The sequence below is a fragment of the Streptomyces sp. NPDC006516 genome (assembly GCF_040611875.1).
Classification (GTDB): Bacteria; Actinomycetota; Actinomycetes; order Streptomycetales; family Streptomycetaceae; genus Streptomyces.
Genome location: NZ_JBEXPD010000005.1, coordinates 381,935 through 407,715 on the forward strand (window position 1 = coordinate 381,935; position 25,781 = coordinate 407,715).

General features: G+C 72.1%; 20 protein-coding genes. 4 read left to right on the plus strand and 16 right to left on the minus strand.

The annotated features are described in order from the left end of the window. Positions 1-118 precede the first annotated feature (118 nt). Positions 119-1,756: a helix-turn-helix domain-containing protein gene (locus tag ABZY45_RS18095; protein ID WP_356741026.1), complete on the minus strand. Its 1,638-nt coding sequence runs from the start codon at positions 1,754-1,756 to the stop codon at positions 119-121. 363 nt (positions 1,757-2,119) lie between these two features. Here ABZY45_RS18095 and ABZY45_RS18100 point away from each other — a divergent pair, with 363 nt between their 5' ends. Continuing rightward, entirely contained in the window at positions 2,120-3,262 is a 1,143-nt protein-coding gene (locus tag ABZY45_RS18100; RefSeq protein WP_356741101.1) for a spore photoproduct lyase family protein, read from the plus strand. A 127-nt stretch (positions 3,263-3,389) separates the two neighbouring features. On the opposite strand, the gene ABZY45_RS18105 is transcribed toward ABZY45_RS18100, so the two are convergent. From ABZY45_RS18105 to ABZY45_RS18125, 5 genes are all read right to left on the minus strand, one after another. Further along, positions 3,390-4,511 (minus strand): YncE family protein, encoded by a 1,122-nt coding sequence (locus ABZY45_RS18105; RefSeq protein WP_356741102.1) that lies wholly within the window; start codon positions 4,509-4,511, stop codon positions 3,390-3,392. 482 nt (positions 4,512-4,993) lie between these two features. After that, on the minus strand, positions 4,994-7,213 hold the full coding sequence (locus ABZY45_RS18110; RefSeq protein ID WP_356741028.1) for an NADP-dependent isocitrate dehydrogenase: 2,220 nt from the start codon (positions 7,211-7,213) through the stop codon (positions 4,994-4,996). A 192-nt stretch (positions 7,214-7,405) separates the two neighbouring features. Next, positions 7,406-9,052 carry an amidase gene (locus ABZY45_RS18115; protein WP_356741030.1) on the minus strand — a complete coding sequence of 549 codons (1,647 nt, stop codon included), beginning with the start codon at positions 9,050-9,052 and terminating at the stop codon, positions 7,406-7,408. Between the two features lie 171 nt (positions 9,053-9,223). After that, the gene (locus ABZY45_RS18120; RefSeq protein WP_356741032.1) at positions 9,224-9,580 is read right to left on the minus strand and encodes a hypothetical protein; all 357 of its coding nucleotides are present in this window, start codon (positions 9,578-9,580) and stop codon (positions 9,224-9,226) included. 265 nt (positions 9,581-9,845) lie between these two features. Beyond that, on the minus strand, positions 9,846-10,877 hold the full coding sequence (locus ABZY45_RS18125; protein WP_356741034.1) for a saccharopine dehydrogenase NADP-binding domain-containing protein: 1,032 nt from the start codon (positions 10,875-10,877) through the stop codon (positions 9,846-9,848). 102 nt (positions 10,878-10,979) lie between these two features. On the opposite strand from ABZY45_RS18125, the gene ABZY45_RS18130 reads away from it, so the two are divergent. Continuing rightward, positions 10,980-11,996, plus strand: a complete 1,017-nt coding sequence (locus ABZY45_RS18130) for a helix-turn-helix domain-containing protein (protein ID WP_356741036.1) — start codon at positions 10,980-10,982, stop codon at positions 11,994-11,996. A gap of 246 nt (positions 11,997-12,242) precedes the next feature. Beyond that, complete coding sequence (locus ABZY45_RS18135; protein WP_356741038.1) at positions 12,243-13,004, plus strand: hypothetical protein; 762 nt, start codon at positions 12,243-12,245, stop codon at positions 13,002-13,004. Here the strand turns inward: ABZY45_RS18135 and ABZY45_RS18140 are convergent. From ABZY45_RS18140 to ABZY45_RS18175, 8 genes are all read right to left on the minus strand, one after another. Then, positions 12,967-14,520 (minus strand): NCS1 family nucleobase:cation symporter-1, encoded by a 1,554-nt coding sequence (locus ABZY45_RS18140; RefSeq protein ID WP_356741040.1) that lies wholly within the window; start codon positions 14,518-14,520, stop codon positions 12,967-12,969. The genes ABZY45_RS18135 and ABZY45_RS18140 overlap by 38 nt on opposite strands. 171 nt (positions 14,521-14,691) lie before the next feature. Then, positions 14,692-15,693: a TIGR03842 family LLM class F420-dependent oxidoreductase gene (locus ABZY45_RS18145; RefSeq protein ID WP_356741042.1), complete on the minus strand. Its 1,002-nt coding sequence runs from the start codon at positions 15,691-15,693 to the stop codon at positions 14,692-14,694. A gap of 208 nt (positions 15,694-15,901) precedes the next feature. Further along, complete coding sequence (hydA, locus tag ABZY45_RS18150) at positions 15,902-17,302, minus strand: dihydropyrimidinase (RefSeq protein ID WP_356741044.1); 1,401 nt, start codon at positions 17,300-17,302, stop codon at positions 15,902-15,904. Positions 17,303-17,637: 335 nt separating this feature from the next. Continuing rightward, the gene (locus ABZY45_RS18155; RefSeq protein ID WP_356741046.1) at positions 17,638-18,921 is read right to left on the minus strand and encodes an aspartate aminotransferase family protein; all 1,284 of its coding nucleotides are present in this window, start codon (positions 18,919-18,921) and stop codon (positions 17,638-17,640) included. Then, positions 18,918-19,760, minus strand: coding sequence for a nitrilase-related carbon-nitrogen hydrolase (locus ABZY45_RS18160; RefSeq protein ID WP_356741048.1), 843 nt, complete (start codon positions 19,758-19,760; stop codon positions 18,918-18,920). Before ABZY45_RS18160 ends, ABZY45_RS18155 begins: the two co-directional genes overlap by 4 nt. A 199-nt stretch (positions 19,761-19,959) precedes the next feature. Beyond that, complete coding sequence (locus ABZY45_RS18165; RefSeq protein ID WP_356741050.1) at positions 19,960-21,318, minus strand: hypothetical protein; 1,359 nt, start codon at positions 21,316-21,318, stop codon at positions 19,960-19,962. A 134-nt stretch (positions 21,319-21,452) separates the two neighbouring features. After that, on the minus strand, positions 21,453-21,833 hold the full coding sequence (locus ABZY45_RS18170) for a PPOX class F420-dependent oxidoreductase (RefSeq protein ID WP_356741052.1): 381 nt from the start codon (positions 21,831-21,833) through the stop codon (positions 21,453-21,455). A gap of 117 nt (positions 21,834-21,950) precedes the next feature. Beyond that, a complete protein-coding gene (locus ABZY45_RS18175) occupies positions 21,951-22,226 on the minus strand; it encodes a helix-turn-helix transcriptional regulator (RefSeq protein WP_356741054.1) in 276 nt (91 codons plus the stop codon). 41 nt (positions 22,227-22,267) lie between these two features. On the opposite strand from ABZY45_RS18175, the gene map reads away from it, so the two are divergent. Then, positions 22,268-23,035 carry a type I methionyl aminopeptidase gene (gene map, locus ABZY45_RS18180; RefSeq protein ID WP_356741056.1) on the plus strand — a complete coding sequence of 256 codons (768 nt, stop codon included), beginning with the start codon at positions 22,268-22,270 and terminating at the stop codon, positions 23,033-23,035. Between the two features lie 35 nt (positions 23,036-23,070). Here map and ABZY45_RS18185 read toward each other — a convergent pair whose 3' ends face one another. Then, the gene (locus tag ABZY45_RS18185) at positions 23,071-23,763 is read right to left on the minus strand and encodes a glycoside hydrolase family 75 protein (RefSeq protein ID WP_356741058.1); all 693 of its coding nucleotides are present in this window, start codon (positions 23,761-23,763) and stop codon (positions 23,071-23,073) included. Positions 23,764-23,913: 150 nt separating this feature from the next. After that, complete coding sequence (ggt, locus tag ABZY45_RS18190) at positions 23,914-25,719, minus strand: gamma-glutamyltransferase (RefSeq protein ID WP_356741060.1); 1,806 nt, start codon at positions 25,717-25,719, stop codon at positions 23,914-23,916. Positions 25,720-25,781: the final 62 nt, after the last annotated feature.

Consider the following 25,781-nt stretch of genomic DNA (forward strand, 5'->3'; position numbering starts at 1 on the left):
CTCGGCGCGTGGCGGGATGGGAAAAGGCTGGTCCCCGCACCCCTCGCCCGTCTTCGTCGCCCGGGACAAAGGCACGACGGAATCTTGGCCGGGCGGACGAACACCGTACGAAAGCCGCTCAAACCACCCCGGTCAGTCGTACGGCCAGGGCCAGGACCAGCCGGGTGTCGGGGTCGTCGAGGTCGAGGTCGAACCGCTCACGGACCCTCCGCAGCCGGTACCGGAGTGTGTTCGGGTGCAGGACCAGACGCCGTGCCGCCTCCGGGATGTCCCCGGCGGTCTCCAGATAGGCCGCGAGGGTACGCACCAGGTCACCGCCGGTGGCGAGGTCCGCGCGGATCAGTTCGTGCACGGGGCCGTCGCCGGACTCCCAGACCGGGCGCACCGCGTCGAGCATGCGCAGGGCGTCGATCGTCGGGCCCACGTCACCCGGCCCGGCATGCCGCACGGGACGGGGGTCACGCCCTCGAACCTCCCGCTCGCGCAGCGCGCGGACGACCAGCAGAGCCTTCTCGTACGACAGCGACGCCTCCAGCCCCGATCGCACGGTCTCTCCCACCCCGATCCACACGGGCGCGGCATCCGGGATGCCGGCCGCCAGCGCGTCGAGTTCCCGGGCCAGGGCGGGCGCGTCACGCCGTCCGCCGTCGTCGCCCACGGGAAGCAGCACCGCGACCTGGTCCTCTTCGCGCAGGACACGGCCCGTGGGCCGGGAGGCGGTGGCCTGGATCGCGAGCGCCTCCAGGGTGCGGTCGGCTCGCGGCCCTTCGGTGCGGCCCCGGACGGCGACGACGACGGCGCAAGGCGCGTCGGCCGGCAGGCCGAGCGACCACAGGTGCGCACGCCGGTCGCCGTTTCCGTGCAGCAGCCCGCGCAGGGCGTACGCCTCGCGCCGCACGGTGCCGCTCTCACGCAGCCGGTGCCGCAGCAGGTGGGGGACGGCGAGCGTGGCGGCGCGGCGCAGCACCTGGGCGGCGTCGGGTGAGAGCCGCTGTCCGTCGGCCGCCGCCCAGAGCGAGCCCAGCATCTCGCCGCCGCTGCGGACGGCGACGACGAGACGTTCGGGGCTGTCGCCGTCGGCGGCCCGGTGGATGACGTCCTGGGAGGTCCAGAGGGCGCGTAGCAGTCCGCTGCGGCGCAGCTCGGCCACGCGGCGGTCCGGCACCCGGCCGCCCAGGATCGTGGAGCGGCGGACCCCGTCCGCGTCCGGGCCCGTCGCGGAGTGGGCCAGGACACGGAACTGCGTGTCCTCGACGGTGATCGAACCGCGGCAGGACCGGGCGGTGGCCGCGGCGAGAGCCGGGAGGCCCCCGCCCTCGGCCGAGTCGGCCGTGCGGTCGCCGCGGCCGGCCTCGGCGAAGGCGGTCGCGGACCGCAGCAGCGCGATGGTGTCGCCCCAGTCCGCCCACGCGGCCCGGGCGAGCAGCGCGATTCCGCACTCCTCGGCCGCGGCCAGGGCGTCCTCCGGTACGGGCGCGACCTCGGACTCCCGGAGCACCACCGCCGCGGCGCCTCGCCGGGCGGCTTCCCGCACAGTGGCGGGCGCGGCCTCCGGACCGGGCGGGAGGCCCGCCGCCAGGACGATCCGCCCGCCGTGCGGCCTCGCCGCCCCCTCGTCGCCGATGATCACGCCGAGGACCGCCGCGTCCTGCCCGGCGGGGGCGAGCAGGAGGCGCAGGATGCCGTCCTCGTCGTAGTCGAGGATCTGGCGGAGCGTGACGTGGTCCGGGGCGCGCCCGGCGGGGCCTGACGTCATGGCCCGAGGATACGAGCCGTGGCGGGCCCTTCCCCCTGCGGCCGCCGAGGGGCGGCGTGAACGTGCCCTGGTCATCCTGCGTCGGCGCGCCGTGAGGAGCGATTAGCCTGGATCACAGGGCCCGTGCCCGCGGGTTCGGCTACGGGCTGAGCTGTGTGATCGTGGGCGCCCGAGGCCCGGCCCGACAGCTGGGAGCATGCCCGCCACCCCTGGCCCGACAGCCGGGGAACATGCCCGCCACCCCCGACCCGACAGCCGGGGAGCATGCCCGCCACCGGTCCCCGAGCGACAGATCCTGGAGCAGCCGTGAACATCCCCCGCTCCTCCGACGAGCCGGAAGCAGCCCAGGACGGTCTGTTCGGCATCGAGGACGTCCTCGGCGAACCGGACACCGGCGCTGCGGGCACCGGCGGTCCGGCGGGACCGCTCTTCCGTGACTCCGAGGAAGCCCGCAGGATGCTGGCCGTGCGGGAGATCCACGCCGAGCCCGCCGCGGCGGGCTCACCGAGGGGCAGGCAGGTCCTCGCGCGGTACCCGGACGCCGAGGTCATCCCCACGGACTCCCACTGGCGCATCCCTGAACTGCACGGAAACAAGGGAAACGCCGAGCGCTGGGTACGGATCAAGAGCACGGTGCTGGTACTCGGGGAGAAGAAGACCCTGACCGTACGGCCCAACGGCCGGTCGGCGGACTGGATCGCTCCCGGGGCCGCGAACGGGTGCGCCATGGCGTGCGCGTACTGCTACGTGCCACGGCGCAAGGGCTACGCCAATCCGATCACCGTCTTCACGAACATCGACGCCCTGATCCACAAGGTGCGGCGCCATGTGATCGCCCAGGGACCGAAGAAGGAGCCGAACCAGTGCGACCCGAGCGCCTGGGTCTACGACATCGGAGAGAACAACGACTGTGCGGTCGATGCCCTGATCAGCGAGAACACCGCTGATCTGGTGCGCGCCTTCACCCGCTGGCCGACCGCCAAGGCGTCGTTCGCGACCAAGTTCGTCAACCCCGACCTCCTGCGGCTCGACCCCCAGGGCCGCACCCGTCTGCGGTTCTCCCTCATGCCGGAGGACGACTCCCGCCTGCTGGACATCCGCACGAGCCCGATCCAGCAGCGCATCGACGCGGCGGCGGACTTCGTCGAGGCCGGCTACGAGGTGCACTTCAACTTCTCCCCCGTGGTCATCAGGCCCGGCTGGGAGGATGCCTGGGCCCAGCTGCTCCGCACCATGGACGACGTGCTGCCCCGCTCGGTCAAGGACCAGGCGGCCGCCGAAGTGATCATGCTGACGCACAACCGGGACCTGCATGAGGTCAACATGGCCTGGCACCCGAGCGCCGAGGACGCCATCTGGCGCCCCGAGCTCCAGCAGACCAAACGCTCGGAGAACGGCAGCTTGAACGTGCGCTACCGCAACGCCGTCAAGGCGGAGGCGGTCGAGACCGTACGCCGTCTGGTGCACACACACGCGCCGTGGCTGCCGATCCGCTACGCGTTCTGACGCCGGACTGTCGGGCCGGCTTCGATCCCGCCCCGTCAGGGCCGGCTCGGTCCCCGGTGTCCAGGTCCCGGGTGTGCCCCCGCCGGGCTGGTCCGTCCCGCAGGGGCGGGCGCGAAGCCGGCCCTGCTCACAGCACCGCGATGCCCAGCGGGCGCTCGCCGACCGGCAGACGGGTCACCTCTCCCGACCTCACGTCGACGACGCTGAGGCCGTCCCAGTAGCCGTCCCGGGTGAACCCGCCCGAGACGTACGCGGTCCGGCCGTCGGCCGACACGGCGACGTCCTCGTGGGGCCCGTCGAGCGGGATCACCCGTTCATCGCCGCCGGGTGTCCGGACGGTCAGGGACGGACCTTCGTCCTCGGCCGGATCGATCGGGCCGGTCCCGACCACGTAGAGGGTCCCGTCCGGCGTCACGGCGACTCCGTGCTGGTGCGTATCGGCGGTCATGCGTTCGATGCGGATCCGCCCGGTGTCCGGTTCGACCACCGCGAGGCGTTCTCCCTCGAAGGGGAGGAGAAGAGCGCCGTCGGAGGGGCGTACGGCCGTGTAGTGCGGCTTGAGCCAGGACCCGAGCCCGCCCCCCGTACCGTACGGCGCCACCTCGATGCGACGCCGCTTCCAGCTGCTCGCGTCGACCACCGTGACGTCGAAGGAGTCGTGGCCGGTCGCGTAGACGTGCCGGCCGTCGCGCGAGACGTCGACGTCGAAGGGTCTGCGTCCGACGGGGACGGTGGCGATCACCTTGCGGAGCCGGGTGTCGACGACCTCCAGAACACCGTTGCCTCCCGGTACGTTCACGCCGACGTAGGCACGCCGACCGTCGGGCGAGAGCGTGATGCCCATGCCCCCGCCCCGGTATTCACCGGTCGTCACCGGGCCGGTGGCGGTCTCGTAAGGGATCAGCGCGGTGCGCTCACGGGTGGTGGTGTCCACAGCGGCCACGCCCTCGGCAGTCGCCACCCACGCGGTCCCGTCGTCGCCGAGCGCGATCCCGTAAGGGGCGGTGCCGACCTCCACCGAGCTCCGGGCCGAACGGCCGTCCGGCTTCGAGGGATCGAGGAACGTGACCGTGTCCGCCCCGAAATCGGCGACCACGAGCGTACCGGCAGGCCCTCGGCCCGTGGGTGGGGCGCTCGAAGCGCCGGAGGGAGGGGACACCGGAGGGGACACCTCGGAAGGGCGTGCCCGGACCTCTCCGTCCGCCGCGCATCCGGCGAGCGTCGCGACGAGGAGAAGCGCTGCCGTCAGGACCGGCGGGCGTCCGCGCACCGGGGTCCGGGGCCGTCCGGTCCCGCGAGGTCCGGTGGACGGGGGCCGGGGAGCAGCGGCACCGCCGGAGGGATACGCCTCTTCGGCCCTGGGCGTCATCGCGGGCACCTCCGTGTACATCGTGATTCCGGTTCTTCGGCGGTACGGGCCCCGCCCCGCCGGAGAAGCTGCGCCAAGAGCGCTTTCCCGCGCGGTGCACCCAGCCTCCTGCATCCACCGCGCCGCCGTCGTCGGCCGTCCGGTCGGCCCCCGGGGTGCGCAACGGCTGACGTGGGGGTCATCCGTTCGGCTGATCGACGGGTGATTCGACCGGTTCGTCGCCGGCCCGCCCGGCTCCCGGCCCGGCCCTGCCCCGGCCGTCCGCCGGCAGGGGCCCGGGAACGCGGACGGCCGTCCTGGCGGGCGCATGGCCCGGCAGGACGGCCGTCAGACGTGGTGCCGTGTCCGTGGACGCGGCGGGATCAGCCGAGGGTCGCGATGGCCTTGTTGAAGGTGGCCGACGGACGCATGACGGCCTCCGCCTTCGCCGGGTCGGGCTGGTAGTAGCCGCCGATGTCGACCGGCTTGCCCTGGACGGCGATCAGCTCGTCGACGATGGTCTGCTCCTGCTCGGACAGCGTCTTCGCGAGCGGTCCGAACGCCTCGGCGAGCGCGGCGTCGTCGGTCTGCTTCGCCAGCTCCTGGGCCCAGTAGAGCGCCAGGTAGAAGTGGCTGCCGCGGTTGTCGATGCCGCCGAGCTTGCGGCTCGGGGACTTGTCCTCGTTGAGGAACGTGCCCGTGGCCTTGTCCAGGGTGTCGGCGAGCACCTTGGCGCGCGCGTTGTCCGTGGTGGTGGCCAGGTGCTCGAAGCTGACCGCGAGGGCCAGGAACTCACCGAGGCTGTCCCAGCGGAGGTAGTCCTCCTTGACCAGCTGCTGGACGTGCTTGGGCGCGGAGCCGCCCGCACCCGTCTCGAACAGTCCGCCGCCGTTCATGAGCGGGACGACGGAGAGCATCTTCGCGCTGGTGCCCAGCTCGAGGATGGGGAACAGGTCGGTGAGGTAGTCACGCAGGACGTTGCCGGTGACCGAGATGGTGTCCTCGCCACGGCGGATGCGCTCCAGGGAGAACGCGGTCGCCTCCTCCGGGGTCCGGATGGAGATGTCCAGGCCCTCGGTGTCGTGGTCGGCCAGGTAGGTCTTGACCTTGGCGATGAGGTTGGCGTCGTGCGCACGGCCCTCGTCGAGCCAGAACACGGCCGGGTTGCCGGTCGCGCGGGCGCGGGTGACGGCGAGCTTGACCCAGTCCTGGATCGGCAGGTCCTTGGTCTGGCACATCCGGAAGATGTCACCCGCGCCGACGGCCTGCTCCAGCACGACGTCGCCCTTGCCGTCGACGACCCGCACCGTGCCGGTGGTGGGGATCTCGAAGGTCTTGTCGTGGCTGCCGTACTCCTCGGCCTTCTGCGCCATCAGACCGACGTTGGGTACGGAACCCATGGTCGACGGGTCGAAGGCACCGTTGGCGCGGCAGTCGTCGATGACGACCTGGTAGACGCCGGCGTAGCTGCTGTCCGGGAGGACGGCGATGGTGTCGGCCTCGTTGCCGTCCGGGCCCCACATGTGGCCGGACGTACGGATCATGGCCGGCATGGACGCGTCGACGATGACATCGCTCGGCACGTGCAGGTTGGTGATGCCCTTGTCGGAGTCGACCATCGCCAGGGCGGGGCCCTCGGCGAGCTCGGCCTCGAAGGACGCCTTGATCTCGGCGCCGGCCTCCACGGAGTCGAGCCCCTTGAGGATGCCGCCGAGACCGTCGTTCGGGGTCAGGCCGGCCGCGGCGAGCACGTCGCCGTACTTGGCGAAGGTGTTCGGGAAGAAGGCGCGGACCACGTGGCCGAAGATGATCGGGTCGGAGACCTTCATCATCGTGGCCTTCAGGTGCACGGAGAACAGGACGTTCTCGGCCTTGGCGCGCGCGACCTGAGCGGTGAAGAACTCACGCAGCGCGGCGACGCGCATGACGGCCGCGTCCACGACCTCACCGGCGAGGACCGGGACGGACTCGCGCAGGACAGTGGTGGTGCCGTCGTCGCCCGCGAGCTCGATGCGCAGCGATCCTGCCTCGTCGATGACGACGGACTTCTCGGTCGAGCGGAAGTCGTCGACGCCCATGGTGGCGACGTTCGTCTTGGAGTCGGCGGACCAGGCGCCCATGCGGTGCGGGTGGGCCTTGGCGTAGTTCTTGACCGACGCGGGGGCGCGGCGGTCGGAGTTGCCCTCACGCAGGACGGGGTTCACCGCGCTGCCCTTGACCTTGTCGTACCGCGCGCGGACGTCCTTGTCCTCGTCGGTCTGCGGGTCGTCCGGGTAGTCCGGAAGCGCGTAGCCCTGCTCCTGCAGCTCTGCGATCGCGGCCTTCAGCTGCGGGATCGAGGCCGAGATGTTGGGCAGCTTGATGATGTTCGCGCCGGGAGTCTTGGCCAGCTCACCGAGCTCGGCGAGCGCGTCATCGATACGCTGGTCGGCCTTGAGACGCTCCGGGAAGCCGGCGATGATCCGCCCAGCCAGGGAGATGTCGCGGCGCTCCACCGTGACACCCGCGGTCGAGGCGTACGCCTCGATGACAGGCAGGAACGAGTACGTCGCCAGGGCAGGGGCCTCGTCGGTGTGCGTATAGATGATGGTCGAGTCAGTCACCGGGTGCTCCGCTCCACGTCTGCAACATTGCTTGACATCAAGATATCTCGTGACCGGCCCCCTCTCCACAGTGGCCCGCGCCCATTCCGGCGGAACGCCTCACTCCAGTCCGGCGGGGCGCATGGCTCCCGTCCGGCGGCGCGCATCGCCCCTGTCCGGCGGGGCGCGGTGCGCCCGGGCGGGCACGGGTGGTCACCGACCGTCGGCCGGGCCGGTCTGTGACACCCCGTGGGCCGGCGGCCGGTGCTCGTACCAGCGGCGGTCGGCCTCCAGCTGCGCGGCGAGGGAGATGAGCCGGGCCTCGCTGCGGGAGGGGCCGAGCAGCTGGGCGCCGAGCGGCAGACCGTCGTCCGTGAAGCCCGCCGGGACGTTGACCCCCGGCCATCCGAGGACGTTCCAGGGCCAGGCGTAGGGACAGGCCGAGGTCATGGCGAGGTCGGTTCGAAAGGCGCTGAGGTGGTCGAACGCCCCCACGCGCGGCGGCGGGGCCGCTGTGGTCGGGGTGAGCAGCACGTCGTACCCGTGGCCCCTTCCGCCGCGCGAGGTGTCGAAGAAGGCGCCGATCCTGGCGTGCTGGCGCACCTCCCGCGCGCGTGCGGCCCGTACGATCCGGCCGCCGAGACGCGTCCCCGTGCGCAGGGCGCTGCGGGTGCGCGGGTCCAGGAGCCCGGGTTCGGGGTGCCGCGCGGCGAGTTCGGCGATACCGGCCGTGGCCCGGGGGACGAAGGAGAGGCCGATGAGCCCCAAGCGGGGACGGGCCTCCTCGACATGGTGACCGAGCCTGGCGAGTACGTCGGCGAGCGCGGTGACGGCACGCACGACCTCGGGGTGCGGCGCGTTGCGGGTGAGGGTGAGCGGGGGCGTCAGACAGAGCGCGATGCGCAGCCTGCCGGGCTCGCGGCGGGCCGCCTCGGACGCGTCGAGAGCGGGCGGCCGGTGGGGGTCCCCGGGGTGCGCGCCCGCCGCGGCGTCCAGGAGGAGGGCCGCGTCGGCGACGGTACGGGCGAGGGGGCCGTTGACGGTGAGCCCTTGGAAGGCGTCACTCTGCGGGTGCACGGAGATCCGGCCTCGTTGCGGTTTGATGCCGACGAGGTGGGTCCAGGCTGCGGGGATACGGATGGAGCCGGCCCCGTCCGAGCCCAGCGCGGCGGGCACGAGCCCGGCGGCGACCGCCGCCGCCGAACCTCCCGAGGAACCGCCGGGGGTGTGGGCGGTGCTCCACGGGTTGCGGGTGACACCGAAAGCGGGCCCTTCCGTGAAGGCCCATTGCCCCAGCTCGCAGGAGTTGGTCTTACCGACGATCACGGCCCCGGCCGCTCGCAGCCTGCGCACGGCCTCGCTGTCGGCGTCGGCGGGCGGCAGCGCACCGTCGCAGCCGAAGTAGGTGGGCATACCGGCCACGTCTGTGTCGTCCTTGACGGCGACCGGCACGCCGAGCAGTGGCAGCCTCTCCCCCGCGGCGAGCCGCCGGTCGGCGTCGGCGGCCTCGGCGAGCGCGGCCTCCGTGCGCAGTTGACGGAAGGCGTTGAGGGGGCCGTGGCTCGCCTCGATGCGTGCGAACGCGTCGGCGACCAGTGCCGACGAGGTCGTTGCGCCCTCGGCCAGCCGCTGGGCGCACTCCGCGAGCCCGGGAGCGACGGGCGGGACGGACGCGGCCGGTGCGGTGGACTGCACGGTCTGCCCCGCCCGCACGTCCCGGCCGGACTGCGCGTGCCGGCCGGACTGCGCGTGCCGGTCAGGCTGTACGTCCCGGCTGGCCGGGGACCGCGGGCCGGACTGTGCGCGCGGGTCCTCGGGCCTGCTCGGCCCGGTCCGCTCCGCGTGCTCCGCCGAGGACATCGCCACCGCCTCTCGCCACCGCCGAAGCGCGCTGCCCCCAGGTCCGCCCCAGGGTCGCCCGAGCGGGTCTACTGGAGAGTAACGAGACCGGGAGGCCCACTCAAGCACGCCGCACGCGGGTCGGGACCCGTCTCCCCGGATCGCGGGAGACGGGTCTAGGACCGACGAGCCCTACGGCCGTACGTGGATCTCGCCGATGCCCGAACCGAGACCGGCGCAATGAGCGGTCGACTGCCCGGACTGGCCCGGAGCCAGCGTGACGTGCTCCCCGTCGACATCGGGCGACCAGCCGCAGACCAGGTGGACCCAGAAGGTCTGTGTGGACGAGCCGTTGTTCTTGCAGAGCGCGTAGCCGGTGTAGTCGTCGATGGCGTGCTTGCCGGTGTGGCAGGACAGTCCCGGCGGGATGGCGGCGGGGGCCGCGGTGACGGCGCCGGTGGTCATGGCTCCGAGCGCGAGGGTCAGACCGGCGACGGCGGCACCACGCGCCAGTGAGCGGACGGCGGTCCCCTGGAACAGCTGCTTCATGTCTCCCCTTTGATTCCGGTCGAGTTCCGGTGATCTTCAGGGCTGCCCTCCCCCACGGTCCGTAGCCGAAAACAGCGCCGAACCTCACCCTCCGTACACCGGGCCGCCCGCACCCGCAAGCGTGCGCGGGCGTGCGCTCGCCAGGTGGGGTGAATCCCTCCGTCGCACGCCGTGACCAGGGGTGTTCCCCGCGGCGCGGCCGTGACGGGACGGCGCATCGGGGTACAAGTGGGCCCCCGCGCGACAGGTCGTGGTGGTACACCCTCTATCGGCGCGGCGCCACGGTGATGTGCGGTGCCAGGGACCGAAGGAAGTCGGGCGCGTCGAAGATCTCGCCGGCCGAGGCGACTCCCCCGCACCGGACGCGCCCGTCGAGGACGCGGGCCACCGCCTCGACCACGAGAGGCGCGGTCACGGCGTAGATGTCCTGGCCGGAGGCGACCATGCCGCGCTCCGCCTCGCCGCGACGCACCACGACGTCGACGAGGAACGTCTGTCCCGATCGCCCGTGCGCGTCGACGGCGGTCGGCGTGGGCGTGTCCGGCGAGCCCACGCCGCCGGCCGCCTCCGTCGTCATGTAGGTGCGCACCTCGGGGACGGCGAGATGACGGGGGACGGTGACGACATCGGCCATCGTGAACTCACCGACGACGGACCGCAGCCCCATCGGCTCGGGAAACGGCCACTTGAGGGTGGGCAGTTCGTCGCCGTGGTACTCCAGCCGGCCCCGGGTGAACCGCACCCGGCGCCCACCCCGCCGCTCGGCCGACACCTTGCCGGCCAGGCGCGTACCCGGCGTGGGGTGCCAGCTGTTCAGCCCGTAGGCGACGTGAACCTCGTCGGCCTCCGTCCAGTCGCCCATCGCGGCGGTGACCAGCAGGTCACCGAGCCCGCCGTAGAAGGCCATCGCGGGCACGACCACCGCACCGGCCTCACGTGCGCGCTCCGCGAAGTGCGCGAACGTGTCCGCGTTGGCCTCGATCTCCGCGGCGACGTCCAGGTACGGGACGCCGGCTCGCAGAGCGGCCTCGATCACCGGGGCGGCGGTGAGGGCGAAGGGCCCCGCGCAGTTGACGACGGCCGCGACCCCCGTCAGCGCACGGTCCAGCGCGCCGGGGTCCTCCACCCCGGCCGGTCTCGTGTCGAGACCTGGGTGATCCTGGGCCAGTTCCGCCAGCTTGCGGGCGTCGCGTCCCACCAGTACCGGCTCGAAGCCGCGGGTCACGAGCTGGGTCACCACGAACCGCCCCGTGTGCCCGTACGCGCCGTACACCGCGACCATCTGTCGTGCAGTCATCACGTTCTCCGTCTCGTGAACCGGTCAACGGGCAGCCATTCTCGCTGTGTTGTGCACCGGATCGCGAGTGTCCGGAACGACACGCCCCATACAATTCCGGACATGACTTCTGTCGCGCTGGCCGTCACGGACGGGATGCTGCACTACGAACTCTCCGTGGCCTACGAGGTGTTCGGATCCGCCCCCGGCGCCGTCACCGTCCCGTGGTACGAACTGGCGGTCTGTGCCCCGCACCCCGTCCGGCTGGGTCACTTCCGCCTCTCCCCGGACCACGGCCTGGACCACCTGCGGCATGCCGACACGGTGATCGTTCCAGGCTGGGCCGATGTCGACGTACCTCCGCCACGGAGCCTCCTCACCGCGCTGCGGGCCGCTCATGACGCGGGCGCCCGCATCGTCTCCCTGTGTACGGGCGCCTTCGTCCTCGCCGCCGCGGGTCTCCTGGACGGCAGGCGGGCCACCACCCATTGGGCCCACACCGATGTCCTCGCCGCACGCCATCCCGCGATCGAGGTCGACCCGGACGTCCTGTACCTGGGCCACGGCACCGTGTTCACCTCAGCGGGCAAGTCCGCCGCCCTCGACCTCTGTCTCCACCTCGTCCGTCTCGACCACGGCTCGGCGATCGCCAACACGGTCGCCCGTCGGCTGGTCGTCCCACCGCACCGGGCGGGTGGCCAGGCCCAGTTCGTCACCGCTCCCGTCCCCGACCAGAACGATCACCCGCTCACCGCCCTGTTCCCCTGGATCATCGAGCGCCTCGACCAGCCCCTGTCGGTGGAGGACCTCGCCCGCCAGGCGCGCATGAGCTCACGCCACCTCAGCCGCCATTTCCGCGCGGCCACCGGCACCACCCCGCTCCAGTGGCTGCTGGCCCAGCGCATCCGCCACGCGCAGGAACTCCTGGAGAGGACGGACGACGACATCGACACGGTCGCGCGTTCGACGGGAATGGGTACGGCGACGACGCTGCGCCGCCACTTCAACCGCGCCCTGGGGGTGCCGCCGGACGCCTATCGCCGGACGTTCCGCTCACGGGCCGATGAGGCGCCGCCGGGCGCTGCGGGCCCCGCGTCCGTCGGCCCGACCGTGCCGGAGCGGCAGGGACACCGCCGGTGACCTGGCACTCCACCCGTTCCACCGCCTGCCCGGTGACGCACCTCGTGGCGGAACGGCGCGGAGTGGCCCGGCACCGCCCCCGCCGTCCGTAGCCGAGGGGCACGGGATCTGACCGGACCTGACCCTGTGTACGCCCCGCGCGCCGCGCACACGACAGGGTGCGGGCGTACGCTCGTCAGGAGGGCCACCGGCTCGACGGCGTCACTCGGGCAGGCCCACGACAGGGATGATTCCGAGGGAGGCGCCGTGGCAACCCAGCGCTTCGCCGCCCGCGCAGCCGCTTGTGCAGCGGTGGTCGTGCTCGCGGTCACCAGCGGCACAGCGGCCCGGGCGGACGACGACATCGAGTCGCTGCCCGCAGAGCAGATCGTCGACCGCTCGCGCGATGCGCTGCTCGACGTGAGGTCCGTGCATCTGCGCGCCCAGGGCGACCTCGGCGAGAACCGGTCGGCGATGACGGTCGACCTCACACTGGACCGCGCCGGGAACTGCGCGGGCGATGTGGACCTGGGCAAGGACCAGGGCAAGGTCGAGATCATCAAGCGGGGCGACGCGGTCTGGCTGAAGCCCGACGCGGACTTCTGGAAGAACCAGGTCCCTGTCGGCGGCTCGGCCTTCGACGCCGTCCTCAACGGGCGGTACATGAAGGGCGACGCCTCGGACTCCAGGCTGCGGCCGGTGGTGGATGCCTGTGACCTGGACACCTACCGCGAACTGGTCTCGGACAACACGGACACGGCCGTGGGTACGTTCACCAAGGGCGAGGTCACTACGGTCGACGGCGTACGCACGATCCAGGTCACCCGGACCGTGCACGACCATCGGCTGACGGCTTACGTCGACACCGGCGGCAAGCACCTCCCTGTGCGCATCACCGTGACGGGAGACGGCGCGGACGCGGCCGTGGACTTCTCCGGCTTCGACCGGCCGGTGCCCACGGCCACTCCCCCCGCCGACGAGACGGTGGACGTCAGCGCCCTGCTCGGCCGGACTCCGTCGCAGTCCTGACTCCCCGGCTCAGCAGTGCGTACAGCACCAGCGAGGAGGCCAGCCCGACCGCCCAGCCGTAATCGGCGAGCGGTTCGAGCAGCGGGATCAGGCCGTCGGCGGGGAACGGGCCCTTGCCCGGGGCCGAGTGGGAACCGCCGACCGCGAGGACGCCCCCGACCACGAAGGCGACGACGGCGCGCCAGTTCCACCCGCCGGTGTACCAGTAGCGGCCTCCCGCCAGATAGAGGTCCGGCAGGTGGAGCACGGTGCGGCGGATGATCCAGTAGTCCGCTATCAGGATGCCGGCCACCGTGCCGAGCAGACCGCCGACCAGCCCCAGCCAGGTGAAGATGTACAGCTCGGGCGTCTCGGTCAGCTTCCACGGCATGATCAGGACACCGACCACGCCGGTGATCAGAGCGCCCGTACGGAAGTTGACGATCCGGGGCGCGAGGTTGGCCAGGTCGTACGCCGGCGACACGACGTTCGCCGCGATGTTCACGGAGATGGTCGCGATCAGCACGGTGATCAGCCCGAAGAGGAGTCCGAAGACGTTGTCCGTCTTGGCGACGAGCTGGACCGGATCCCAGATGGCCTCCCCGTACACGGCCTGTGAGCCTGAGGTGACGAAGACGGAGAGCAGAGCGAAGAAGGTCATCGTCGTCGGCAGGCCGAGCGACTGACCCCGGATCTGCGCGCGCTGACCGGCGCCGAAGCGGGTGAAGTCGGGGATGTTCAGGGAGAGTGTGGACCAGAAGGCGATCATGCCCATCAGCGACGGGAAGAAGACCGGCCAGAAGTCGGCGCCCCAGCCGAGGGCGGACGGCTGGTCCAGGAGCGGGCCGAAGCCGCCCGCCTTGACCGCGACCCACACCAGCAGGACGACCGCTCCGACGAGGACGAAGGGTGCCGCCCAGTTCTCGAAGCGGCGCAGGGTGTCCATGCCCCGGTAGATGATGGCGAGTTCCAGTGCCCAGAAGAGGACGAAGCAGAGCCACAGGGTCCAGGGCTGCCCGCCGATCTCGCCGGCCTGGGCCCAGCCGCCGAAGATCTTGCCCAGCAGCGTGAAGATCCCGACGCCGCCGATCCACGTCTGGATCCCGAACCACGCACAGGCGACCGCGGCCCGGATCAGTGCCGGCAGGTTGGCGCCCCGCAGCCCGAAGGAGGCACGGGCGAGGACGGGAAACGGAATGCCGTACTTGGGGCCGGCGTGCCCGGTCAGCAGCATCGGGGCGAGCACGATCAGGTTGGCCAGCGCGATCGTGAAGACGGCCTGCTTCCAGTCCATGCCGAGTGCGACGAGACCGGAGGCCAGCAGCCAGGACGGGATGTTGTGCGCCATCCCGATCCACAGGGCCGCGAAGTTGTACGTCGTCCATCGGCGCCGCTCCAGCGGAACCGGCAGCAGGTCGTCGTTGACGAAGGGCGAATCTGCGGGAACGGTTCCCGGGGCGAGCTCGATACGGCCCTCCGGGTCGACTATCGGCTCCCCGGGGACGGACGGTGGGACGGGCGGGAGTGTTGCGGTCATGCTGGCTTGACCCTTCGCTCGGGGGACGTGCCGTGCGGGGCGTGGGGCGAGCGCTGCGTACGGGTTGCGGGCGTGCGGGGCGTGCTGTGCTACGGGACGTGCTGTGCGTGCGGCGCCTGCGCGAGCTGTCAGCCGCTTCCGGACGGCCGGCCGGCCGGCGCGTGGCCGCGGTCAGTCGGAGAGCGCGGGAATGATCGTCGAACCGTAGGCGTCGATGGTCGCTTCCCGTGCGTCGTGCATGTTGTAGACGGCGAACTGGTCGACACCCAGGTCGCGCAGGACCCGCAGCTTCTCGATATGGGCCTCGGCCGGACCCAGCAGGCAGAACCGGTCGACGATCTCGTCGGGGACGAAGGCCGTGTCCGGGTTTCCGGCGCGGCCGTGATGGCTGTAGTCGTAACCGGAGCGCCCCGCGATGTACTCGGTGAGAGCGTCGGGCACGAGGCCGGAGTGCTCCCCGTACCGGGAGACGAGGTCGGCCACGTGGTTGCCGACCATGCCGCCGAACCAGCGGCACTGCTCGCGTGCGTGGTCCAGGTCGTCGCCGACGTACGCGGGCGCGGCCACGCAGATGGTGACCGCGTCCGGGTCACGGCCGGCCTCGGCGGCGGCGTCGCGCACCGCCTTGACCATCCACTCCGTGAGGTAGGGGTCGGCCAGCTGGAGGATGAAGCCGTCGGCCTTCTGGCCGGCCAGCGCGAGGGCCTTGGGGCCGTACGCTCCCATCCAGACGGGCAGGCTGCCGTTCTTGACCCAGGGGATCTGGACCGGCTGGCCGTCCACGGTGGCCTCGCGGCCCTCGGCGAGGTCGCGGATCACCTCGATGGCCTCACCGAGTCTGGCCAGGGTGTTGGGTCTGCGCCCGGCCACCCGCATCGCCGAGTCGCCGCGTCCGATACCGCAGACGGTGCGGTTGCCGTACATCTCGTTGAGCGTGGCGAAGGTGGAAGCGGTGACCTCCCAGGTGCGCGTGCCCGGGTTGGTGACCATCGGCCCGACGATCAGCCGGTCCGTGTGCTCCAGGATCCGGCTGTAGATGACGAAGGGCTCCTGCCACAGCACGGCCGAGTCGAAGGTCCAGCCGTAGCGGAATCCGTTGCGTTCCGCCCGGCGCATGAGCCCCACCACGGCCGAGGCGGGCGGGTCGGTCTGGAGGACGAGTCCGAAATCCATGACAGCTGCTCCTACTCGAATGACTGCGCAAGACGCGCGGGTAGTGAGGACGCCCGGACCTCCGGCCCGCCCACGACGCCGGGAAGCACGAGTCGCGGGCGGGCTCCCGGACGGGCCGGGCAGGCGGCCACCGGGCGGTCGGCCGCCTGTCACAACGATCCGCCGGCGCAACGACCGACCGGGCGCGCCGAGCCGGTGGCCACGACGCTCAGTTCGTGTACTGGCAGATCCCTCTCGGCACGTAGGCACCGTGCCCGGCGTGCCCCACGTAGGCGCGCTCCTCGATCACCGGGACGCCCCGCGAGAGCACTGTCTCCACCCGGCCCGTCACACGCTTTCCCTCGTACGCGGAGTAGTCGACGTTCATGTGGTGCGTCTCGGCGGAGATGACCTGCTCGGCGTGCGGGTCGTAGACCACGATGTCGGCGTCCGCGCCGGGGGTGATGGTCCCCTTCTTCGGATAGAGCCCGAACATCCTGGCCGGTGTCGCGCAGGCGATCTCGATCCAGCGGCGCCGGCTGATGTGGCCGTCGACCACGGCCTGGTGGAGCAGGTCCATGCGGTTCTCGACCCCCGGCATGCCGTTGGGGATCTTGGAGAAGTCGTCGCGCCCCAGCTCCTTCTGTCCCTTGAAACAGAAGGGGCAGTGATCGGTCGAGACCACCTGCAGATCATTCGTCCGGAGGCCACGCCAGAGCGCTTCCTGATGGTCCTTCGGACGCAGAGGTGTAGAACACACGTACTTCGCGCCCTCGAAATCCGGCTCCGCCAGATTGTCCGTGGACAGGAAGAGATACTGCGGGCACGTCTCACCGAAGACGGGCAGCCCCTCGTCACGGGCTCGCGCCAGCTCGGCGACGGCTTCCCGCGCCGAGACGTGCACCACGTAGACGGGGGCGCCGGCCACCTGGCTGAGCTTGATCACACGGTGCGTCGCCTCCGCCTCGAGGAGGGCCTTTCGCACCTCGCCGTGATAGCGGGGATCCCTTTCGCCCCGGGCGAGCGCCTGCTCCACCAGAACGTCGATCGCGAGCCCGTTCTCCGCGTGGGTCATGACCAGCCCGCCGTTCGACGCGGCGCGCTGCATGGCCCTGAGGATCTGGCCGTCGTCGGAGAGGAAGACCCCTGGGTAGGCGGTGAAGAGCTTGAACGAGCTGATGCCGAGGGAGACGAGCTTGTCCATCTCCCTGAGCGAGGACTCGTTGACGTCGGACATGATCATGTGGAAGGCGTAGTCGACGGCGCACTGCCCGTCCGCCTTCGCGTGCCAGGTGTCGAGCCCTTCCCGGAGCGAGCCGCCCCTCGGCTGGATGGCGAAATCGACGAAGGTCGTCGTGCCGCCCCAGGCGGCGGCCCGGCTCCCCGTCTCGAAGGTGTCCGACGCGAGGGTGCCGCCGAACGGCATCTCCATGTGGGTGTGGGCGTCGACACCGCCCGGGATGACGTACTTCCCGGTGGCGTCGATCCTCCGCTCGGCGGTCCACCCCCCAGCGGCGTCGGTGCCGTGGGCGGCGAGGGCGGCGACGCGTCCGCCCTCGATGAGCACGTCGGCGTGGATCTCGTCCGACGCGGTGATGACGAGGCCGCCGTGGATGACGGTGCGGCTCATGTACCCCTCCTCGCTGTGGCGATACCGGTGCTGCTCACCGATGAAGACGCTGCTCTTCCTCCGCGGCCCGCTCGCGCGGTCCGTCCGGCCGGCACCTCCGGCGCGAGGCCGCCGGGGTCCGCGTTCGTACACACGGCGCGGCATCGACGCGCCGGACGTTCGTGGGCGCACGGCTCGACGCCGCCGCGCCGGAACCTTCTTATCCACCGGGGCTCCCCTTCCTTCCTGGAGCCCCAGCGTCCGTCACGTGCCCTCCTGCCGTCCTCCCCCTGCCGAGGGGTCGCGCTCCCTCGCCCGAGGGAGGCCGGGGGAACTGCGCAGGATCTGCGGATCCGTCATCCGGCCGCCCGCAACGCCTCGCCCAGGATCGCCGCGCCTTCCTCGGCCTCCTCGACGGTCAGCGAGAGGGGCGGCGCGATCCTCAGGACGCTGGTGTTGTGTCCGCCTCCCTTGCCGATGAGCAGCCCGCCCGCGCGGGCTGCTTCCAGGACGGCCGCCGCAGCCTCCGGATCGGCCTCGTCGGTGCCGGGCCGCACCAGCTCGATACCGATCATGAGCCCTCTGCCGCGCACCTCACGCACGGACTCCGACGCCGCGCCGACGGCGCGGAGCCGCTCGATGAGCAGGCCGCCGACCCGCCGGGCGTTGCCCTGGAGGTCGTGCTCCAGCAGGTACGAGAGGTTGGCGAGGCCGGCGGCCATGGTGACCGGTGATCCGCCGAACGTCGAGATGGAGTTGGCGTCCAGGCAGTTCATGACGTCGGCCCGGGCGACGACTCCGCCGATGGACATCCCGTTGCCGATGCCCTTGGCGAACGTGAGGATGTCCGGCGGGCCGCTCGAAGCGTGTGCCTGCCAGCCCCAGAAGTGGTCGCCCGTGCGCCCCCAGCCGGTCTGCACCTCGTCCGAGATCCACAGGATGCCGTGCCTGTCCAGCACCTCGCGGAAGGCCGCGTACAGCCCGTCGGGCGGTGCGGTGAACCCGCCGACGCCCTGTACGGGTTCGGCGATCAGCGCCGCGGCACCCCTGGTGTGCCCGAGCAGGTCCTCCAGATCGGCCACACACGCCTTCACGAACTGCTCGTCGTTGAGCTCCGCGTAGGGCCCACGGCTGCGGACCCCGCCGTGGACGTACAGCGTCTGCAGCGGCGACAGGCTGGTCGTCGACCATGCCTTGTTGCCCGTGATGGACACCGCCGAGAACGACCTGCCGTGGTAGCTGTTGCGCATCGCCAGGATCTGGTTCGAGCCGCGGTGGGTGGTGGCGAGGAGCAGGGCGGCGTCGTTGGCCTCGGTGCCCGAGGTGGTGAAGAAGACCCGGGCGTCCGGGATCCCGGAGAGCGCGGCGATCCGCTCCGCGAGCTCGACCATCGGCCGGTTGAGGTAGAGGGTGGAGGAGTGGATGAGGCGGCCGGCCTGTTCGGCGACGGCCTTGGTCACCTCGGGCAGGGCGTGCGCCGTCATCGTGGTGAGGATGCCGCCGAAGAAGTCGAGGTAGCGGTTGCCGTCCGCGTCCCAGACGTGGCGGCCCTCGCCGTGGGTCAGCTCCAGGGGCTGCCGGTAGTAGAGGGCCAGCCAGTCGGGGCTGACGGCCAGGTGCCGCTCGTACAGTCCGGTCACGGCTCCACCAGCCCGTCGTACGCGTCCGGACGCCGGTCCCGGTAGAAGGCCCACTGCTGGCGGACCTGCTCGATCATCCCGAAGTCGAGGTCGCGTACGAGGAGTTCCTCCTCCTTGTCGCTCGCCACCTCACCGACGAACTGGCCGCGCGGATCGACGAAGTAACTCGTGCCGTAGAAGTCGTTGTCGCCGTACTCCTCCTGGCCGACCCGGTTGATCGCGGCGATGAAGTACTCGTTGGCGACGGCGGAGGCGGGCTGTTCGAGCTGCCACAGATAGCCGGAGAGCCCTCGCGAGGTGGCCGACGGGTTGTAGACCAACTGTGCTCCGTTGAGGCCGAGTTGACGCCACCCCTCCGGGAAGTGCCGGTCGTAGCAGATGTAGACGCCGACCTTGCCGACCGCGGTGTCGAAGACCGGCCATCCGACGTTGCCGGGCTTGAAGTAGTACTTCTCCCAGAAGCCCTTGACCTGCGGGATGTGGTGCTTGCGGTACTTTCCGAGGTACGTGCCGTCGGCGTCGATCACCGCCGCGGTGTTGTAGTAGAAGCCGGACTGTTCGAGCTCGAAGACCGGTACGACGATCACCATGCCCGTCTCCCGGGCCAGGTCCTGCATGCGCCGGACCGTCGGCCCGTCCGGCACGGGTTCGGCCCAGCGGTAGTGCTCGGGTTCCTGGACCTGACAGAAGTAGGGGGCGTTGAACACCTCCTGGAAGCCGATGACCTGGGCTCCCTGCCGGGCTGCCTCGCGAGCGTGTTCCTCGTGCTTCGCGATCATGGATTCGGTGTCGCCGGTCCAGGTCGCCTGGACGAGTGCGGCGCGTACGACGTGGGACATGAGCTGCTCCTTCGACGCGGCGTCAGAGAGCCTCTACGCGTTCTCTACGCCCGTAGACACGGTGCATAGGAGGAGAACGTAAGCCCCGCCACACGACGGGGCAAGACCATTGCCGTGAACCGGCGGAGTCGATCATGTTTCGTACCCGAGCGGTCCATACCGCCGCACGGGGCCCCGCCGACGGGCACCGTGCAGGCGTCTACGGCGCCGTGACGCCCGCCATCCGCAGGGCGTGGACGAGGTCCCACTCCCGCGCCGCGGACACCTCACGTGCGGCGGCGAGCAGTCGGGGCACCAGGTGCCCCGGCCCGCCCACGGCCACGCGCGCGGCGTCCTGTGGTGTCCGTACGCGGACGAACGCGCCCAGCAGCGTCCGCGCCTCGGACTCCAGACCTGCCCGGTCGAGGGCGACCACGGCGTCGGCGATCTCGCCGGCGGGACGGGTCACGCCCTGACGCAGCAGCCGGCCGCAGTCGTCGGGCCGGCCCGCGGCGGCCAGCGAGGCTGCCGCCGCGGCGAGTTCGGCGGGCGGCAGCGAGGACAGCTCCCACAGCAAGGTCACCCAGTCCGCGCCGAGGCCCGCCTCGTGCAGGGCCACGGCCAGCACCGGCAGATGTCCCGCAGGCCGGGCCGCCGCCTCGCATAGGGCGACGTGCGCCTCGCCGCTGCGGCCCTCCGCGCGCAGCCGTAAAAGCAGCTTCACGGTCTCCGCGGCGGCCTGGCGTGCGGCAGGATCGGGTTCCGTGGCCCGCGGCGCCCGCGCCGCGCCACCCTCGGCGGTGGCCCCGCTGAAGCGGGCCCCGCGCGGGGCGTCGGCGGAGGGTACGGGGGACGGCAGGACAGGCACGGGCGACGGGAGCGGGGCCGCCTCCGCCTCGTCCTCGATCTCCAGCCCGGCGAAGCGCGCCCCGCGCGCCTTCCTGCGCTTGGGAGCGGGCACCGGAGCGGCGGCGGGCACGGAGACGGCCTCGGCGTCCACCGGGCTCCGGGGAACGGGGACCGGGCCCTCACCCTCCGCCGGGCGGCTCGCGCCCGCCGCAGGTTCCGCCCAGGACCGGTCCGCCGACGCGGAACGCTCCACCGCGGCCAGCCGGTTGCGGAGCTCCAGGCAGCGAGCCGTGGCACGGGCGTGGTCGTCCCGCGCCCATGCCAGGGCGTCCGACTCCCCGCCCGGTCCGGCCGCCGCTCCGCCGGCGGCCCGCACCCGCTGCGCGGCGTACGCCTGCTCCCGGAGCATCACACCGAGCCGGTCGACGAGCGCCTGCCGCCCGCCCGGACGACCGTCGTACGCGGCGGCCGACGCGGCGCACAGCTCGGCGGCCCGAACGGATTCCCTCGCGGCGTACTCACCGCCGCGCACCGCGGCGAGGTCCTGGAGCAGCGACTCCACCACGTCCCAGGGCGGGACCTCGGCGCCGTCGAAGCAGGCGCGCATGCCCTCGGGGTCGCGTGCGCGGAAGACTCCGTACCAGCCCTGCCCGGGGTCGAGCAGCGCGGCCAGGTCTCGTAGGTACTGTGCGAACGCCCTTACTTCCACCGCATGCTGCTGCACTGTCACCGTCGCCCTCACCGGCCGCCCGACCGGAGTCCTTCCGGTCCGCAGGCATTCGACCGCAGGCGTGTTACGGACGGGCTACGCGCGCTTTTCCGGCGCGGTGCGTCCGGAGCGCGCGAGGGCCGCGCCGCGCCCCCTCAGAGGGTGACGGCGATGCCCGTGTGGGGGCGCTTGCCGAGGCGCGCGACCGTGGCGGGCCAGTCCACGAGCCAGAACTTCCACCTGTACTTGCGGGCGAGCACCTTGCGCACCGCGGCGGTCCCCGCGCCGTCGAGCAGCCGGGCCGTGCCCTCGGCGCTCGGCGCACCCTCGGCGATCCGGCCGCGGACGTCGCAGACGGTCACGCGGACCCTGCTGTCGTTACGCAGCCGCTTGACCTTCCAGGAGTCGGACCGCGTCCAGATGTACAGCACGCCGTCGTCGGCCGCGGCCCAGACGGGCGTGGCGACGGGCGTGCCGTCCTTCCGGTACGTGGTCAGGCTGACGTACTCACTGCGGGCGAAGTCCTGGAGGGTCACGGGCGCGACCCTACTCCGGCAGGCCCGGGGAACGACAGTTCGACGCCGGGCGTGGCAGCCCCCTCCCCGAGACGACAGCCGCCCGGAATCAGCAGCATCGCCCCGGACGCCGTGCCGCTACGCCAGGAGCGGCAGTTCGTCCGGCTCCCGCAGCGCCGCGCAACGGGTGAGCAGTTCGTCCATCGACATCCCGAGGGCTCCCGCGAGCGCCGCCACCGTGAAGAACGCGGGGGTGGGCGCCCGTCCCGTCTCGATCTTGCGGAGCGTCTCGGCCGAGATCCCCGCACTTGCGGCGACCGAGACCATGCTGCGCCCGCCTCGCGCCTCACGCAGCAGTTCGCCGAGCCGCTCGCCGCGGCGGCGCTCTTCCGGAGTCAAAGGGTTCCGTACCATGCCGTCATTCTAATACCGGTCGGACCGGTATAGTAATTGGCATGGTTCAGCTCAAGACAGATTCATCGATCGAAGCGATGCGTGAGACCGGCCGGGTCGTCGCACACGTGCTCGCCGCCGCGCGCAAGGCCGCGGTGGTCGGCGCGTCCCTGCACGAACTCGACGAGGCCGCTCGCGAGGTCCTGCACGCGGCGGGCGCCGGCTCGCCCTTCCTCCACTACCGTCCGCACTTCGCCCCCACCCCCTTCCCGGCGGTGATCTGCACGTCCGTCAACGACGCCATCGTGCACGGCATCCCCACCGGCTACCGGCTCCGCGACGGAGACCTGGTGAGCGTCGACGCCGGAGCGACCCTGAACGGCTGGGCGGGTGACTCGGCCATCAGCTTCGTCGTCGGCCGGCCGCGGCCCGAGGACGTCCGGCTGGTCGACACGGCGTTCGCCGCACTGGACGCGGGCATCGCGGCCGCGGTCGTCGGCAACCGTATCGGCGACATCGCGCACGCCATCGGCACGGTGTGCAGGGGCGCCGGATACGGCATCCCGGACGGGTTCGGCGGGCACGGCATCGGCAGGAAGATGCACGAGGACCCGTCCGTACCGAACGAGGGACGCCCCGGCCGCGGCATGCCGTTGCGGCACGGGATGGTGCTGGCCATCGAGCCGATGCTGATCGGCGGCGGCACAGACGAGTTCCACGCGGACCTCGACGGCTGGACGCTGCGCGCGAGTGACGGCAGCCGCGCGGCCCACGCGGAGCACACGGTCGCCATCACGGACGCCGGGCCCCGCATCCTGACCGCGCCCTGAGCGGCTCTCCCGGGGGTCGCGCCCGGGGCGGACCGTCAGTCCCCCGCGACGAACTTCCGGGCCAGGGCCTCACCCGTCTCGACGGCCGCCCGGTGGTCCTCGATGGGCGACACCTCTGATCCACGGAACAGGATGTACGTGACTCCGGACGCCGTGCCGCCGCTCCTGGGGTCGGGGTCGATCCCGAGCGCCCGGGCCGTGGCGTACGACGCCTCCCCGATGATCCCGGCGGGGCCGGTGTCCCCCACCACGGCGTACCGGACCTTGCCCTCGTACACCACGGCGGCGACACCTCCCCCCTTGATCCCGGACTCGGCGTACTTCCAGAGCGGCCCGGGGCCCGGCACCACGATGTACGGCAGCGCGCCGGAGTCGAGGGGCTTGCCGGCCGACGTCCGGAACGCCGTGGCGGGCAGGAAGGAGGGGTCCGTCCGGCTGTTGCAGACCGCGGTGGTCCTCCCGTCGCAGTCGATGTCCATGTCCGCCTCCCAGAAGACGGCCTCCTTCGTCCCGCACACCGGGATCTTCGCCGGCCGCCCCTGGTCCGTCCGGTACAGGCCGTGGGAGATCCGGTCGCAGGTGCTCACCTTCGCCAGCAGCTCGGCGGCGCCGACGGCGCCTTCCCCGGAGGCCCTGCCCGACGAGGGGTCCGCTGTGGCGGGGAGGGCCGCGGCGGCGAGCACCGCGGCTCCTGAGGCTGTGGCGAGGGCGAGCATTCGCGTACGCACCGTGGGGGATGCCCTTTCACTGGACGCGGAGGACCCTGGCGGGCCCTCCCTTGCCGGCGGGGCCAGGGGCCCCGGCCGCCGCGCGGCCTCGGGGCCGGCAGGACGCGCTCGCGTCCTCCCGGCCCTGAGGCCCCGGCATGCGACGAGCCGTCACGGACGGCCGCTCGGTCGGACCACCATCGCCGAGCCCCCGCCGCGCCGCACCTTTTCGGCGGCGGCGAGCCAGCGCCCGTCGGGCAGCCGCTGGACGCCCGTGGCCGCGCCGATCTCCGGGTTCGCCTTGAACACGTGTCCGAGCGCCTCCAGCTCCGCACGGACCGGACTGTTCCACAGCCCGGGCTCGATCTCGGTCGTGGCGGAGTTGCGCTGGCTGGCCCGCGGCGCTGCGATCGCCTCGACGAGGGGCAGCCCCCGGTCGAGGTGTCCGGTCAGGGACTGCAGCACGGTGGTGATGATCGTGGCACCGCCGGGTGAGCCGAGGGCCAGCACGGGCTTTCCGTGCTCCAGCACGACGGTCGGCGAGATCGAGGAGCGCGGGCGCTTGCCGGGCCCGGGCAGGTTCGGGTCGTGGACCGCCGGAGAGGCGGGCGCGAAGGAGAAGTCGGTCAGCTCGTTGTTGAGCAGGAAGCCGCGGCCCGGCACGGTGATGCCACTGCCGCCGGTCGACTCGATCGTGAGTGTGTAGGCGACGACGTTGCCCCACTTGTCGGCGGTCGTCAGATGCGTGGTGTTCTCGCCCTCGTACGTCGTCGGCGCGGCCTTGCCGCCGGACGCGCAGCGCGCGGGATCACGCGGGTCCCCCGGAGCGAGCGGGCTCGTGAGGACGGCGTCGTCCCTGATGAGGCACTCGCGTGAGTCGGCGAAGCGCTGACTGAGCAGTTCCCGCGTCGGCACGTCCTCGAACGCCGGGTCGCCGACCCAGCGGCCGCGGTCCGCGAAGGCGATCCGGCTCGCCTCGATCAGCCGGTGCAGGTAGCGCGTCTCGCTCGCCTTCGACAGATCCGTGGACTCGAGGATGTTGAGGGCCTCCCCCACGCTCGTGCCCCCGGACGAGGACGGTGCGATGCCGTACACGTCGAGGCCCCGGTAGGAGACCTTGGTCGGCGCCTGGCCGAGCGCGCGGTACGCCTTCAGGTCCGCGACCGTCAGATCACCGGGGCGCACCACCCGGGTGGCCGCCGGGTCCACGGGGGGATTGCGGACGGTGGAGACGATGTCCCGGGCGAGCTCGCCCTGGTACAGCGCGTCCACGCCCTCACGGCCCAGCGTCCTGTACGTGCGGGCGAGATCGGGGTTCTTGAAGACGGAGCCGGTCACCGGCAGCTGCCCGCCCGGCAGGAAGAGGTCCGCGCTCGCGGGGAAGTCGGCGAAGCGCGCCTGGTTGGAGGCGGTCTGGGAGCGGAAGGTGTCGTCCACAACGAAGCCGTCGCGGGCCAGACGCTCGGCCGGTTCGAGCAGGCGGCGCAGGGGCTTGCTGCCCCAGGCGTCGAGCGCCTTCTCCCAGGTGGCCGGCGTGCCCGGGGTCCCGACACCGAGACCGCTGGTCACGGCGTCGTTGAAGGGGACGGGCTTCCCGTTCTCCAGGAAGAGCGAGGAGTCGGCGCTGCGCGGCGCGGTCTCGCGGCCGTCGATGGTGCGCACGGTGCGCGTCCGGGCGTCGTAGTGGACGAAGTACCCGCCACCGCCGATGCCCGCCGAGTAGGGCTCGGTGACACCCAGCGCCGCCGCGGTCGCCACGGCGGCGTCGACGGCGTTGCCTCCCTGGCGGAGCACCTCGATGCCGGCCGCCGACGCGTCGGCGTCGACACTCGACACGGCTCCCCCATAACCCACCGCCACGGGCGATTTGGGGACCATCGGGGGTGGCGCCGGTGAGGCGGGGGCTGCTGCGGCGAGCGAGCCGATGACGGCGACGACGCTGAGGATCGACACATTCCGGCCTACGGAACGACGCATCCGTACCTCCAAGGAAGGATCGTCCGCGCAGGGTAACGCCGCATCACACGGATCGTCAGGAC

Coding starts and splice junctions, on each gene's coding strand:
- ABZY45_RS18095 (WP_356741026.1), bottom strand. CDS start 1,756: ATGACGTCAGGCCCCGCCGGGCGCGCCCCGGACCACGTCACGCTCCGC.
- ABZY45_RS18120 (WP_356741032.1), bottom strand. CDS start 9,580: ATGAAGCAGCTGTTCCAGGGGACCGCCGTCCGCTCACTGGCGCGTGGT.
- ABZY45_RS18160 (WP_356741048.1), bottom strand. CDS start 19,760: ATGTCCCACGTCGTACGCGCCGCACTCGTCCAGGCGACCTGGACCGGC.
- ggt (WP_356741060.1), bottom strand. CDS start 25,719: ATGCGTCGTTCCGTAGGCCGGAATGTGTCGATCCTCAGCGTCGTCGCC.
- ABZY45_RS18115 (WP_356741030.1), bottom strand. CDS start 9,052: ATGTCCTCGGCGGAGCACGCGGAGCGGACCGGGCCGAGCAGGCCCGAG.
- ABZY45_RS18130 (WP_356741036.1), top strand. CDS start 10,980: ATGACTTCTGTCGCGCTGGCCGTCACGGACGGGATGCTGCACTACGAA.
- ABZY45_RS18175 (WP_356741054.1), bottom strand. CDS start 22,226: ATGGTACGGAACCCTTTGACTCCGGAAGAGCGCCGCCGCGGCGAGCGG.
- ABZY45_RS18140 (WP_356741040.1), bottom strand. CDS start 14,520: ATGACCGCAACACTCCCGCCCGTCCCACCGTCCGTCCCCGGGGAGCCG.
- ABZY45_RS18125 (WP_356741034.1), bottom strand. CDS start 10,877: ATGACTGCACGACAGATGGTCGCGGTGTACGGCGCGTACGGGCACACG.
- hydA (WP_356741044.1), bottom strand. CDS start 17,302: ATGAGCCGCACCGTCATCCACGGCGGCCTCGTCATCACCGCGTCGGAC.
- map (WP_356741056.1), top strand. CDS start 22,268: ATGGTTCAGCTCAAGACAGATTCATCGATCGAAGCGATGCGTGAGACC.
- ABZY45_RS18145 (WP_356741042.1), bottom strand. CDS start 15,693: ATGGATTTCGGACTCGTCCTCCAGACCGACCCGCCCGCCTCGGCCGTG.